General features: G+C 68.2%; 12 protein-coding genes. 6 read left to right on the top strand and 6 right to left on the bottom strand.

Features of this window, described 5'->3' with window-relative positions:
- The first annotated feature begins 50 nt into the window (after positions 1–50).
- Complete coding sequence (locus tag N803_RS00595; RefSeq protein WP_156969601.1) at positions 51–1,862, top strand: BCCT family transporter; 1,812 nt, start codon at positions 51–53, stop codon at positions 1,860–1,862.
- Between the two features lie 77 nt (positions 1,863–1,939).
- Here the strand turns inward: N803_RS00595 and N803_RS00590 are convergent, their stop codons facing one another.
- Entirely contained in the window at positions 1,940–2,425 is a 486-nt protein-coding gene (locus N803_RS00590) for a hypothetical protein (protein ID WP_035901704.1), read from the bottom strand.
- Positions 2,426–2,696: 271 nt separating this feature from the next.
- On the opposite strand from N803_RS00590, the gene N803_RS00585 reads away from it, so the two are divergent.
- Positions 2,697–3,731, top strand: a complete 1,035-nt coding sequence (locus tag N803_RS00585; RefSeq protein WP_035901702.1) for an aspartate-semialdehyde dehydrogenase — start codon at positions 2,697–2,699, stop codon at positions 3,729–3,731.
- A gap of 1 nt (position 3,732) precedes the next feature.
- On the opposite strand, the gene N803_RS00580 is transcribed toward N803_RS00585, so the two are convergent.
- Positions 3,733–4,629, bottom strand: a complete 897-nt coding sequence (locus N803_RS00580) for a GNAT family N-acetyltransferase (protein WP_035901699.1) — start codon at positions 4,627–4,629, stop codon at positions 3,733–3,735.
- Positions 4,630–4,766: 137 nt separating this feature from the next.
- Between N803_RS00580 and N803_RS00575 the strand changes: the two genes are divergently transcribed.
- The 3 genes from N803_RS00575 to ddaH are packed head-to-tail and all read left to right on the top strand — an operon-like array spanning position 4,767 to position 7,450.
- A complete protein-coding gene (locus tag N803_RS00575) occupies positions 4,767–5,393 on the top strand; it encodes an ArsR/SmtB family transcription factor (protein ID WP_035901696.1) in 627 nt (208 codons plus the stop codon).
- A complete protein-coding gene (locus N803_RS00570; RefSeq protein WP_035901691.1) occupies positions 5,390–6,676 on the top strand; it encodes an MFS transporter in 1,287 nt (428 codons plus the stop codon). Before N803_RS00575 ends, N803_RS00570 begins: the two co-directional genes overlap by 4 nt.
- A gap of 9 nt (positions 6,677–6,685) precedes the next feature.
- Positions 6,686–7,450 carry a dimethylargininase gene (ddaH, locus tag N803_RS00565; RefSeq protein WP_035901686.1) on the top strand — a complete coding sequence of 255 codons (765 nt, stop codon included), beginning with the start codon at positions 6,686–6,688 and terminating at the stop codon, positions 7,448–7,450.
- Between the two features lie 97 nt (positions 7,451–7,547).
- On the opposite strand, the gene N803_RS00560 is transcribed toward ddaH, so the two are convergent.
- Genes N803_RS00560 through N803_RS00550 form a run of 3 tightly spaced genes read right to left on the bottom strand, consistent with a single transcriptional unit; the run spans position 7,548 to position 9,859 of the window.
- A complete protein-coding gene (locus N803_RS00560; protein WP_035901683.1) occupies positions 7,548–8,342 on the bottom strand; it encodes a hypothetical protein in 795 nt (264 codons plus the stop codon).
- Between the two features lie 54 nt (positions 8,343–8,396).
- The gene (locus tag N803_RS00555) at positions 8,397–9,287 is read right to left on the bottom strand and encodes a hypothetical protein (RefSeq protein ID WP_156969600.1); all 891 of its coding nucleotides are present in this window, start codon (positions 9,285–9,287) and stop codon (positions 8,397–8,399) included.
- Positions 9,257–9,859, bottom strand: coding sequence for a DUF6318 family protein (locus tag N803_RS00550; RefSeq protein WP_035901676.1), 603 nt, complete (start codon positions 9,857–9,859; stop codon positions 9,257–9,259). Before N803_RS00550 ends, N803_RS00555 begins: the two co-directional genes overlap by 31 nt.
- Positions 9,860–10,148: 289 nt before the next feature.
- On the opposite strand from N803_RS00550, the gene leuA reads away from it, so the two are divergent.
- Entirely contained in the window at positions 10,149–11,888 is a 1,740-nt protein-coding gene (gene leuA, locus N803_RS00545; protein ID WP_035901675.1) for a 2-isopropylmalate synthase, read from the top strand.
- Positions 11,889–11,921: 33 nt separating this feature from the next.
- On the opposite strand, the gene menC is transcribed toward leuA, so the two are convergent.
- Positions 11,922–13,031, bottom strand: coding sequence for an o-succinylbenzoate synthase (gene menC, locus N803_RS00540; protein ID WP_035901673.1), 1,110 nt, complete (start codon positions 13,029–13,031; stop codon positions 11,922–11,924).
- Between the last annotated feature and the right edge of the window lie 3 nt (positions 13,032–13,034).

Here is a 13,034-nt window from a genome sequence, read left to right as displayed (position 1 = left end):
AACAACGAAGGAGCGGCGTTCGCGCCGAATCACCCGTGAACCAGAAACTCATGAATACCGGCCCCACGGCCCCCGGAGATGCAGCGGGCGAGCGCGAGATCCTCGATGGTCCGCTTCGTGATGAGGCCCCCCACCCCGCCCTCGACAACCCGGTCGAGGAACACCCCGCGGATGCACCGCAGAAGCTCGACACCGTCGTCTTCGGCGTCACGGCTGCCATCGCCATCGGCTTCGTGCTCTGGGGTTTCCTGAGCACCGAGACCCTCGGCACGGCCTCGTCCAACAGCTTGTCGTGGGTCGTCCACAACATGGGCTGGCTCTTCTCCCTCGTGGCCTCGGGCTTCGTCGTCTTCGTCATCTGGCTGGCGGCCGGCAAGTTTGGTCGGATCCCGCTGGGCCGCGACGACGAGCAGCCCGAGTTCCGGACCGTGTCGTGGATCGCCATGATGTTCTCCGCCGGCATGGGCATCGGCCTGATGTTCTATGGCGTCTCCGAGCCGGTTGCGCACTTCGCGACTCCGCCGCCCGGCACCGGCGAGGCCGGCAACCCCGAGGCCGTCCAGACGGCCATGGCGACGACACTGTTCCACTGGACGCTGCACCCGTGGGCGATCTATGCGGTCGTCGGGCTCGCCGTGGGCTACGGCGTGTTCCGTCGCGGCCGTTCGCTGCTCATCAGCTCGGCCTTCGCGCCGCTCCTGGGCGAGCGCCGCGCGAACGGTCCCGCCGGTCGAGTCATCGACATCCTTGCGATCTTCGCGACGCTCTTCGGGTCCGCGGCCTCGCTCGGACTCGGCGCACTCCAGATCGGGTCGGGCCTCGAGATCGTCGGCGGCATCGGCCGCGCCGGCAATGGCGTTCTCGTCGCGATCATCACCGTGCTGACCCTGTGCTTCATCCTGTCCGCGGTCTCCGGTGTCTCCAAGGGCATCCAGTGGCTGTCCAACACCAACATGGTCCTGGCCCTCGCATTGGCCGTCTTCGTGTTCGTCGTCGGCCCGACCGTCTTCATCCTCAACCTCGTCCCGACCGCCGTGGGCTCCTACTTCCAGGACCTCGCGATGATGTCGGCCCGCACGGACGCCGCTGGCGGCGACGCCATGCAGACCTGGCTCTCCGGCTGGACGATCTTCTACTGGGCATGGTGGGTGTCGTGGACGCCCTTCGTCGGCATGTTCATTGCGCGCATCTCGCGCGGTCGCACCGTCCGTCAGTTCGTCACCGGTGTGCTGCTCGTGCCGAGCCTCGTCTCGCTCGTCTGGTTCGCGATCTTCGGTGGTGCGGGCATCGACACCCAGCGCGGTGGCACTGACCTCGCCGGGGCCGAGACGCCGGAGGCCACCCTGTTCGGGATGCTCGAGACGATGCCGATGTCGACGATCACCTCGATCGTCGTGATGCTCCTCGTCGCGATCTTCTTCGTGTCCGGTGCGGATGCCGCCTCGATCGTCATGGGCACGCTCTCGGAGCGAGGCACCCTCGCGCCGAGCCGGCCGACGGTCATCTTCTGGGGTGCCGCGACTGGTGCCGTCGCCGCCGTCATGCTGGTCGTCGGTGGTTCGGACGCCCTGTCCGGGCTTCAGAACATCACGATCGTGGCGGCCCTGCCGTTCCTCCTCGTGATGGTCGGCCTGGCCGTGGCGCTCGTGAAGGACCTGTCGCAGGACCCGCTGGTCGTGCGCCGGGCCTATGCCGTGGCTGCCGTCGAGCAGGCCGTGGTCGCCGGCGTCACCGAGCACGGGGACGACTTCACCCTCACCTACGAGGAGGCGGCTCCCGGTGAGGGCGTGGGCGAGCTCGTCACTCTCCCCGGTGCCACCCCCACCGAGTCGGTGGACAGTTCGGCGGACGCGAAGGTCTGATCGACCACGCAACGCGGAGGGCCGCCCCAATAGTGGTTGGGGCGGCCCTCGACGTTGTTCAGGGAGTGGTTGGTGCGTCAGCTCAGCGAGGCGGTGCCGAACTCCGAACCGTCGGCCGGGAGGCCGAAGAAGTTGACGAACTCGCGCAGCGGGGCACCGCCCTCGGGGTGGACAAAGAGCTTTGCCGTGGTGTCGGAGGTCCTCTCGGAGGTGTAGAGCGTGACGCGCTCACCGTCGATCACTCCGCTGATGAGGCCGGCCTTGAGGTCGTACTGGATGCTCTCGATGGTCAGGGACGTGCCGTCGGCCTTGGCGAGGGTGATGCCGCCGTGCTGAATGACCTTCTGCGAGGCCTCGACGTTGTTGGAGACGGGCGAGGTGATCGCCCCGGTCGTGGTGTCGAACTCGGTTCCGCCGAAGCCCGTGACCGTGAACAGACCCACGGCCGTGCCGAGTTGCAGCAGCGGTGACTGGGTGGTGCTCGTGTGCTTCGCCTTGGGAGCGGCTGACGCGCTCGTGGTGAGGCCAACCGTCAGGGCGACGGTGGCGAGAAGACCCAGCATGAGAGTGATGATGCGCTTCTTGTGCGGTGTTTCCTCCTGGTGTCGCGGCGTCCTCGTTGAAGGCCACTCGGTGCGAACAGATCGCACTGCCACTCTGACCGCTCTGGTTACCAACTGGTAGGGAATCGGGTGCCGTTATCGAGATCTGTGCCTTTTCGTCGGACAGATGCCTGTCCGTCGTCAAGAAGTGCCGGGCGGTGCCGCGCCGAGTCGGCGCCCACGGAGTGGTCGTCAGAGCCGGGCGAGGGCGGTGCGGCTCTAGAATCGGCGCATGCGAGTTGGTGTCTTCGGTGCAACCGGTCAGGTCGGCGGCGTGATGCGCGCGCTCCTCGAGGAGCGCGACTTCCCGGTCGACGAGATCCGCTACTTCGCCTCGGCGCGTTCCGCCGGCACGACGCTGCCGTGGAAGGGCACCGAGATCACGGTCGAGGACACCGAGACCGCCGACTTCTCTGGCATCGACATTGCCCTCTTCTCCAACGGTGGCTCGACCTCCAAGGTCTGGGCGCCGCGCGTGGCCGAGGCCGGTGCGACCGTCATTGACAACTCGTCGGCGTGGCGTCGTGACCCCGAGGTGCCGCTCGTCGTGGCCGAGGTCAACCCCGACGACCTCGACACGATCCCCAAGGGCATCGTCGCGAACCCGAACTGCACAACGATGGCTGCGATGCCGGTGCTCAAGCCGCTGCACGACGTCGCTGGACTGGTTCGTCTCAATGTGGCCTCGTACCAAGCGGTTTCGGGCTCCGGTGGCAAGGGCGTCCAGGAGCTCGACGGTCAGCTTCGCGGTGCGTATGCCGCGGGCGAGCCTGCCGCTCTCGCGCTCGACGGGCGTGCGGTCGCCGTTCCAGCCCCTGCCGTGTATGCCGTGCCCGTCGCCTTCAACGTCGTGCCGCTCGCCGGCTCGCTCGTCGACGACGGATCGCTCGAGACCGACGAGGAGCAGAAGCTCCGCAACGAGTCCCGCAAGATCCTGCACGCCCCGGACCTGCGCGTCTCCGGCACCTGCGTCCGAGTCCCGGTCTTCACCGGGCACTCGCTCGCGATCCACGCGGAGTTCGCCGACGACATCTCGCCCGAGCGCGCCCTCGAGCTGCTCTCGAAGGCGCCGGGTGTCGTCGTCACCGACGTCCCCAATCCGCTCGAGGCCGCCGGTCGTGACGAGGTCTTCGTCGGCCGCGTGCGCGCCGACCAGGCTGCCCCCGAGGGCAAGGGGCTCGTCCTCTTCGTCGTGGGTGACAACCTCCGCAAGGGTGCTGCCCTCAACGCGGTGCAGGTCGCCGAGGAACTCGTCCGTCGGCGCTGAGTCAGAGGTCGGTCATCCAGTGGCGCCATGTCACGGTGACCTGCATGCCGACGTGCTCGTACAGCCCGAGGGCACCCGTGCGGGAGTCGGTGGAGAGTTCGCTGACCGTGGCGCCGCGTTCGCGGGCGCGTGAAAAGGCGTCAGCGAGAAGGGTTTTGGCAAGGCCCAGTCCGCGCTGGTCGCGACGCACGGCGAGGGCGTCGACGTAGCCGGTGGCATCGGACAGGATCGTGTAGCAGACGCCGACGTCCGTGCCTGTCGCGTCGGTGACGAAGCGGATCTGCCACGGCTCGAACCCGGGCCGCAGCGGTCCGCGAGGCGCCCAGTCGTCATAGCTCGATGGTTCGCGGTCGGGCCACTCGTTGAAGGCATCCTCGATGAGCTGGAACGCGGTGCGCCCGTCCTTGCCACCGGCGAACTCGCGCAGGGCGTAGCCCTCCGGGAGGGGCTGCGGCTCGATGCGCTGATCCTTGGGCAGTTGGAGCACCCACGAGGTCCAGCCCTCCCGATAGCCCCGCGCCCGGAAGAACTCCTCCGCGTTGCTCCCACCCGGCACGGTCTGCCCGACGAGGCGTGAGCCGCGGGCTCGGGCGCAGTCCTCCATCCAGCCGGCGAGCCAGGTGCCGATGCCGCGGCCGCGATACTCGGGGTGGACCCCACCGTCCGCGCGGCGGCCCTTGAACACCTCGGAAGCGCCGACGAGGCGGTCGCCGTCCCACACGCCGATGCTCTCGGTCGCGAGGTCGAAACTGCTGCGGGCCCAGTCGCCCTGAATGTCCTCGAGTTCGATGGCGGCCTCGCCGGCGTCGACGACCTCGGTGGCTGCGACGAGGTCGCAGACCGCCTGGGCGTCGGCGGGGGAGTGGGGGCGCGCGATGAGCCCTTCGGGAAGTGCCATGGCAGGAGAGTGCCCGACCGTATGCCGTCCTGTCGCCTGCTTTTGCTCGCCCACCTCGCGCGGTGCCGAAAGTGTGAGAGTGTTCTTTCGAGAGTGTTCTCTCATAAATGTCTGTCCGCGACGAAGAGGCGAGAGCAATGGGCAATCCGTACGGCGACGTCGAGCTGACCCCACGGAGCATGCGAGCTCTCGCACATCCCGTGCGGCTCGCCATCCTCAGCCGGTTGCAGGGTCATGGGCCGAGCACCGCCACCGCGTTGGCGCCGCTCGTCGGGGCGACGCCGTCCGTGACGAGCTGGCACCTCCGCCACCTGGCCGAGCACGGGCTCGTGCGCGATGTCGACGCACCCGGCGGAGGTGCCGACGGCAGACAGCGGTGGTGGCAGGCCGTGGGCAACGGCTTCCGGTTCGAGCCCACGGAAGCCAGCGCGGCCGAGGCGAGCCTGCTGTCGCGAGTGCTCTTCGACCAGGCCGATCCGCTGCCGCGCGAGTGGGCGCGTGACGTCGAGCCTCTGCTCGAGGACGAGTGGCGACGCACCGCGGGCCTGTCCAACACCACCATCGTCGCGACCGCCGAGGAACTCGCGGAGGTCGAAGCGGCCATCGAGGAGCTGCTGGCGCCGTTCGTCCTGCGCAAGGCTGCCGGTTCTTCCGCAGGGGCGGGCGACCCCGAAGGCGCCCGCCGGGTTCGCCTGCTCCGCTACGTCCTGCCGAGCGCTCCGAACGCTCAGGGCGCGCCGAGTGATCCGACGGAGGAGTCATGACCGCCGAGATCGCCCGGACGACGACGCCCCTGTGGCGGGACCGCCGCTTCGCGACCTATTGGGCTGGCCAGGGGATCTCGCAGTTCGGGGACCGGGTGACCGAGCTCGCGCTGCCGTTCATCGCGGTGACGACACTCCACGCCAGCGCGCCCATGGTCGGCGTCCTCACGGCCGCAGTCTGGGCGCCGAACATCCTCTCGCTGCTCATCGGCTCCTGGGTCGACCACCACGTCCGCAAGCGCCGCCTGCTCGTCATCGCCGACCTGATCCGTGCCCTCGTCATCCTCAGCCTCCCCGTGGCCCACTGGCTCGGAGCGGTGACGATGGGCCAACTCCTTGCCGTCGCGCTGCTCGCGGGACTGGGGCAGGTGCTCTACCAAACGGCATACCCGAGCTTCTTTGTTTCGCTCGTGCGTCGTGAGCAGTTCGTCGAGGCCAACGGGCTGCTCAGTTCCACCCGATCGGTGTCGTTCGTCGGCGGGCCTGCGCTCGCAGGTGCGCTCATCCAGGTCCTCACGGCACCCGTGGCACTCGTCCTCGACGCGCTGTCGTTCCTCGCCTCCGCACTGCTCATCGGGCGGGTCAAGGTCGAGGACCGTGCCGTCGACGAGGCACAGGACGGCTTGCTGCGGCGTGCTCGCGACGGGATGCGCCTCGTCGTGCGCCACCCCTACCTGCGTGCGTCGCTCGCGTGCGTCACGACGATCAACTTCTTCAACTTCGCCGCGGCAGCGCTCCTCATCCTCTTCGCCAGCCGGCAGCTCGGCCTCTCCGCCGGGTCTATCGGCCTCGCGCTCGGGATCGGCGCGACGGGCGGTGTCCTCGGTGCGGTTCTGGCCGGTCGCGTCACCCGTGCCATCGGCGTCGGTCGCACGATCTGCGTGGGTGCCGTGCTCTTTTCGGCGCCCTTCGCACTGCTTCCTCTCGCCGGAGGGCCGGTGTGGGCGCGCATGCTCGTGCTCGGCGGAGTCGAGTTCATCTCAGGGTTCGGAGTCATGCTGCTCGACGTCCCACTCAACGCGCTGCAGACTGCCGTCACGCCGGACGCCGTCCGGAGCCGGGTGGTCGGGGCGTTCAGCACGATCAACTACGGGATCAGGCCGTTGGGTGCCATCCTCGGAGGGTTCCTCGGTGAATGGATGGGTCTCGGGCCCACCATGGTGCTCGCGGCGGTTGGCGGATCGCTCTCGATTCTCTGGCTCATCCGGTCACCGATCCCCGGCACTCGCACGATCGACGAGCTCGACGAGACGCCGGTCCTGACGACGACTCACCCGTCGTAGGGTCGACGCGTGACCCGTCGAACAGCCCTCATCCGTCGCCCGGGTCCCCGGCTCTCCGACGGCCTCGTGACTCACCTCGAGAAGTCCGCGATCGATCTCGATCTGGCTCGGGAGCAATGGGAGGCGTATGCCGGGTGCTTGCGTTCCGCCGGCTGGGAGACTGCGGAGGTCCCGCCGGCCGATGACTGCCCGGACGCTGTGTTCATCGAGGACGCCGTCGTGGTGGCCGGCGATCTTGCAGTGCTGACGAATCCCGGTGCGGCAGAACGCAAACCAGAGGTAGCTGCCGTCGAGGGCGTGGTCCGCGACCTGGGCTACCGGATCGAGCGGATCCAGGATCCGGGCACCCTCGATGGCGGCGACGTCCTCAAGGTGGGCGGGACGGCATACGTCGGGTTGGGTGGCCGCACGAACGGTGCCGGGATCCAGCAACTCGCGGGGCACTTCGCGTCGGTGGGTCTGAAGACTCAGGCCGTGACGGTCGAGCGAGCACTGCATCTCAAGTCCGCGGTGACTGCTCTGCCCGACGAAACGGTCATCGGGTGGGATCCGGTCGTGGACTGGCCGGGCGCGTTTCCGAGCTATGAGGGGATGCCGGAGGAGGGTGGTGCGCACGTCGTGCTGCTCGACGACAACGTGCTGCTGATGGCGGCGAGTGCGCCGCGCACGGCGGAGCTGCTGCGGACTCGTGGACACGAGGTCGTGACCGTCGACATCAGCGAGTTCGAGAAGCTCGAGGGCTGCGTCACCTGTCTCTCGGTGCGCTGTCGCTGACTCCCGCCGCGAAGCCCTCAGCGGGTGTCGGGGATTCGGGGCTTCCCTCGGCTGCGAAGGCCCACATCTCCGACACTGAGTGCACACTCACTCGGGCTCAGCCGGTGAAGGACCAGCCGCGCTCGGCCAACGCCTCACGGAGGAAGCGGATGGCGATCGGACCAACCCCGGGCAGGGACGCGAGGTCCGCTTCGCGGCGGTAGCGAAGTTGCTCGACCGTCCAGATGCCCTCTGCGCGAAGGGCTTTCGACGCCTGAGCGCCGATGCGGGGGAGCGGGGTGCCTGCGGGTGCGGCTTCCCGATCGGTGCGCGGCGTGCCGGACTCGGCGTCGACGAAGGCCGCCCCACGGGGTGAAAGGCGATAACCGATGTCGAGGGACTCGGTGAGTCCGAGCTCCTTGAGCTTGCGGACGTCCTTCTTGAAGTCGGCCGTCTCTCGACCCACTTCGGCAGCGAGGTCAGGGGCGCGCACCGTAGGCCGGCGGTCAATGAGGTCGAGTGTTGCCCGGGTCCACGGTCCGGTGGCCGAGGCGGCGTCGAGCCGGTCGAGTCGCGCGCTGATCGTCGCCACCTCGTCGGCGTCGGGGAGTGAGGTCCGCAGCGCCTCACGTGGGTCAGCACCCGCGTGGTGGAGGGTGACGCGCCACACCGGCTTGTCAGCCTTGGCCTCGAGCATTCGCCTGAGCTCCGCGAGGCTGCTTGCGCCGGCTCGACGAGCCTCGGCGGCCGTGATGCGGGAGACCGCCGTTCGCTCGACGGCCGTCACCTCGAGGAGGCCGACGCGGGTCCGGAGGTGAGTGCCGACGACCACGCGTGGGCGGTCCCATCGTCGGAAAGCGAGGTCGACCTCGCCCGCCTTGATCGCGGCCAGGGTGTCCGGGCGGATCATCATGGTCGGCAACCTACCTGTCGTTGGCGGGGTCCGGACCAGGCGTGGCGGTCGGGATCAGCCGTTGTTGTAGAGACGGGCCTTGGCCTCGCGCACGGTGAGGTTCACCGGGCTGCCCTTGACCTCGACGGTGCCGGGGATGGTGATCCACGCGCCACCTTCGAGACGGAAGCGACCGCCGTAGGTCGTGTCGAGCCGGGTGGCCATGACTCCTGGCTGCTTGTAGGTCCAGCGGATGTCGCCGTCCGGGTAGGAGCCGCCGACCGAGGTCGTGGGTCCACTCGTGTTGCCGTCGCCGTAGACGTAGGTGACCGATCGCGCGATCGGCTGGATCTCGAGGCGGTAGCCCAGGATCGTCGAGGCGTCGATCTCGTCGGGTCCGACACCGGCCTCGGGCCAGGTGGCCTCGAAGTAGGTCGGGAGGTTGACGAGCGTGACGTTGCCGACGGGTTGGATCGACAGGTCGCCCTTGGTGAAGTTGACCTGCCGGAACGCCTGCCGGATCTGGGCCAGTGACGGGAGGGTGTTGCCGGGCAGCAGGTCCGGAAAGCAGGTGACGCCCCACTCCGACCAGATACCCCGGTCGTCCGGCACAGGGGTGCCGTCGGGGTTGACGAGTCTGCGGAGGACCACGGCCTGGAGCTGGCCGTTGGTGCAGGCCGACGCGGCGGTGTCACAGTTCGCGTCGGGGTCACCGACGGCGCAGTTGATGCGCGTCTTGTACTCCCAGCGGGGGCCGGGCTTGCCCACCGCCTTCGCCGCATCGGCCCGCGCCTTCCGCAGCTCCTGCAGCGTCAGCGTGACTCGCGCGCCTCCGCCGGTTGGAACGCCGGCGCCTCCGCCAGGTGGCACCGTGCTCTCTGCAGCCGCGGGCAGGGCGGTGGCTCCTGCGAGGAGGATCGCGAGGGCAATGCCCGTCAGAGATTCTGGAAGTCGAACGCCTGCCACGAGTCGTTCACCCACTTGAGAGCGGCGCCCTTCTTGATGGATGCCGCCGGAACCTTGTTCTTGGTCAGCTTGCCGTTCTGGTAGAGCGGCTGGGAGATCTCCTCGAGGGTGAAGTTGATGATCACCCGATCCGCCTTGACGTCGGTCGCCAACGCCGGTTCGACCACGGTCATCCCCGGCTGCTTGACCGACCAACCGCCCTTGGTGTACTCGGTGATGAGGTCCTGCGACTTCTTGCAGCCGATGCAGTCCTTGTCCGAGATGGCGAACAGGTCAGGTGCGTTCTGAGGGTCGACCATGCCCCTGCTGAACTCGTCGAACCAGAATTCGAGGAAGGCGATGGCACCGGCTTCGGTGCGTTCGCGGGCCGCCGCCGGGATGCTCGGGTTCGTTGACGGGCTGGCCGACGCGCTCGGGCTGGCGGAGGTCGGCGGCGTTCCCGATGCCGTTGACGAGGACGTCGTCGGGGTCGACGAACCAGACTGTGTCGGCTCGTCCTTGTCGCCGCAGCCGCTCAGCAGCAGGACAGCGATGGATAGCACGGCTGCGCCGCGTCCGTAGTTCGTCTGCACGGTTCTTTTCCCCACCCGTTGGTATCAAGGACTGCGGATGAGTCTAGGCAAACCCGGCCAAACCGCCACTCGGGTTGTCCACAGGTCGCGCGCGGGAGACACCGGGACGGTGACCACAGTGCGGACCGGAGGTGGGCAGGGAGGTGGGCGGACGGCATACTCGATCTCGTGCGTTTCTCACGCCTCCTCCTTCGCTGCCGCGACGGGGCCTGACTGATCGGCCGCCCCTCGTCGCGGAGTCCGCTGTGCACCGGCTGACAGACTTGAAGCGCACGACGAGAGGCGAGAGATGATCCACCCCCAGCAGACGTCCGGGATGCCGGCCACGAAGTACGTGCCGTTCCAGGAGCAGATCGACATCCGGCTGCCGGACCGCACCTGGCCCGACCAGGTCATGACGAAGGCGCCGCGATGGTGCGCGGTTGACCTGCGTGACGGCAACCAGGCGCTGATCGACCCGATGGACTCCGAGCGCAAGATGCGCATGTTCAAGCTCCTCGTGCGCATGGGCTACAAGGAGATCGAGGTCGGCTTCCCGAGTGCGAGCCAGACCGACTTCGACTTCTGCCGCGAGCTCATCGACGGCGGGCACATCCCCGACGACGTGACGATCCAGGTGCTCACCCAGTGCCGGGACCACCTCATCGAGCGGACCTTCGACGCCATTCGTGGGAGCAAGCAGGCGATCGTCCACTTCTACAACTCCACGTCGGTCCTGCAGCGGCGCGTCGTCTTCGACCTGCCCAAGGAGGGGATCATCGACATCGCCCTCCAGGGTGCGCGGCTGTGCCGCAAGTTGGAGGAGACGATCCCGGAGACCGACGTCTACTACGAGTACTCGCCGGAGTCCTACACCGGCACCGAGCTCGAGTTCGCCGTCGAGGTCTGCAACCAGGTCATCGAGGTCATCGACCCGACGCCCGACCACAAGATGATCATCAACCTGCCGGCGACCGTCGAGATGGCCACTCCCAACGTCTACGCGGACTCGATCGAGTGGATGATCCGCCACCTCGACCGCCGCGAATCCGTTGTCGTCAGCCTGCATCCGCACAATGACCGTGGTGAGGGCGTGGCCGCCGCCGAGCTCGGCTACCTCGCCGGCGCGGACCGCATCGAGGGCTGCCTGTTCGGCAACGGCGAACGCACCGGCAACGTCTGCCTCGTCACCCTGGGGATGAACCTCTACAGCCAGGGCATTGACCCGCAGATCGACTTCTCCGACATGGCCGAGATCCGGCGCACGGTGGAGTACTGCAACCAGCTGCCCGTTCACGAACGGCACCCGTGGGGCGGCGACCTCGTCTACACGGCCTTCTCCGGCTCCCACCAGGACGCCATCAAGAAGGGCTTCGAGGACATGGAGCGCCGCGGCAGGGCCGACGGCAAGACGATCAACGAGCTCGACTGGGGCGTGCCGTACCTGCCGATCGACCCGCACGACATCGGCCGTTCCTACGAGGCGGTCGTGCGCGTCAACAGCCAGTCCGGCAAGGGTGGCTCGGCCTACCTGCTCAAGTCCGAGCACGGCCTCGACCTGCCGCGCCGACTCCAGGTGGAGTTCAGCCAGGTCGTCCAGCACAGGGCCGACGAGCACGGTGGCGAGATCACGGCCAAGGAACTGTGGTCGATCTTCCGCGACGAGTACCTGCCGGCCAAGCCGGGCAGGCGCAACGACTGGGGTCGCTTCACGCCCGTGAGCCACACCCTCGTCAGTGCCGACGACGGACGTGACCACATCACCGCCGTCATGCTGGACCACGGCGAGGAGATCACCGTCGAGGGCACCGGCAATGGGCCGATCGCGGCGTTCATCGATGCCCTGTCGACGCTCGGCGTGGACGTGCGCGTCCTCGACTACTCCGAGCACGCACTGTCGTCCGGTGGCGACGCGAAGGCCGCGGCCTATGTCGAGTGTGCTGTCGGCGACCGCATCCTCTGGGGTGTCGGCATGCACTCGTCGATCGTGCGCGCCTCGCTCACCGCAGTCCTGTCCGCGGTGAATCGGGCCGAGCGCGACGCGGCCTGAGTCAAGGTCCCGGAGGCATCCGGGGTCGGGACGTCAGAAGGTCAGGGTTTCCACGGCGGTGGTCGCGTCCTCGAGGGCATCGGGGTCGGGCAGGATGCCGATTCCCGGTCCGTCGGGAACGCGCAGCTGCCCGTCCTCGAGGACGAACGCCGCCGTGATGTCCCGCTCGTAGTAGCGAGCAGTCGCCGAAATGTCACCCGGCAGGGTGAAACCGGGCAGGGCCGCAAGAGCAAGGTTGGCGGCCCTGCCCAGTCCGGTCTCGAGCATGCCGCCGCACCACACCGGGACACCCACGGCTGAGCAGAGGTCGTGGATCCGTCGTGATTCGAGGTAGCCGCCGACCCGTCCGGGCTTGATGTTGATGATCGAGCACGCGTCCATGCGCAGCGCTGTCGCGGCATCGCGGGCGGAGCGGATCGACTCGTCGAGGCAGACCGGTGTGTCGATGCGTGCGGCGAGTCGGACGTGGCTGTCGAGGTCGTCCGGTTGGAAGGGCTGTTCGATGAGGACGAGTCCGAAGTCGTCGAGGCGGCGAAGGTGGGGGATGTCGACCAATCCGTATGCCGTGTTCGCGTCAACCTGCAGGGCGAGGTCGTCGCCGAATGCCTCGCGGACGAGTCGCACCGGTTCGAGGTCCCAGCCCGGTTCGATCTTGAGCTTGACCCGGCTGTAGCCCTCGGCGAGATAGTTCTCGACCTGCTTCAGGAGCTCATCGAGGGTGTCCGTGATGCCGACCGAGACGCCGACGGGAACGGAGGAATGAACCGCCCCCAGGTGTTGGGCCAGGGAGACACCGAGGTCGCGCAGCTCCGCATCGAGGACAGCCATCTCGATGGCGGCCTTGGCCATCGTGTGCGCGCGCAGGGGACCCAGGAGCCCGGGGACCTGAGCCGAGCGCAGGTCAGTCTCGGCCGCGAGCGTGGGCGCGAGCCAACGGCGAATGACCTCGCGCTCACCTGACAGGTACTCGGGGAAGTAGTAGGGGTCGTCCTCGGCCACGCACTCGCCCCAACCGACCGCGCCGTCAGCAGTCGTCACCTTGACGAGCAGGGCGTTGCGGTCGTCCTGACTGCCGACCGAGGTGCGGAACGGTGTCACGAGGGGGAGGGCCACCTCACGGAGCTCGACACTCTGGATCTTCACGGG

The sequence above is a fragment of the Knoellia subterranea KCTC 19937 genome, assembly GCF_000768685.1.
GTDB lineage: Bacteria > Actinomycetota > Actinomycetes > Actinomycetales > Dermatophilaceae > Knoellia > Knoellia subterranea.
This window is presented reverse-complemented; position numbering and strand designations above follow the sequence as displayed.

Excerpts from the sequence above, each read along its gene's own strand:
- N803_RS00595 (WP_156969601.1), top strand. The coding sequence starts at position 51 with ATGAATACCGGCCCCACGGCCCCCGGAGATGCAGCGGGCGAGCGCGAG.
- N803_RS00590 (WP_035901704.1), bottom strand. The coding sequence starts at position 2,425 with ATGCTGGGTCTTCTCGCCACCGTCGCCCTGACGGTTGGCCTCACCACG.
- N803_RS00585 (WP_035901702.1), top strand. The coding sequence starts at position 2,697 with ATGCGAGTTGGTGTCTTCGGTGCAACCGGTCAGGTCGGCGGCGTGATG.
- N803_RS00580 (WP_035901699.1), bottom strand. The coding sequence starts at position 4,629 with ATGGCACTTCCCGAAGGGCTCATCGCGCGCCCCCACTCCCCCGCCGAC.
- N803_RS00575 (WP_035901696.1), top strand. The coding sequence starts at position 4,767 with ATGGGCAATCCGTACGGCGACGTCGAGCTGACCCCACGGAGCATGCGA.
- N803_RS00570 (WP_035901691.1), top strand. The coding sequence starts at position 5,390 with ATGACCGCCGAGATCGCCCGGACGACGACGCCCCTGTGGCGGGACCGC.
- N803_RS00560 (WP_035901683.1), bottom strand. The coding sequence starts at position 8,342 with ATGATGATCCGCCCGGACACCCTGGCCGCGATCAAGGCGGGCGAGGTC.
- leuA (WP_035901675.1), top strand. The coding sequence starts at position 10,149 with ATGATCCACCCCCAGCAGACGTCCGGGATGCCGGCCACGAAGTACGTG.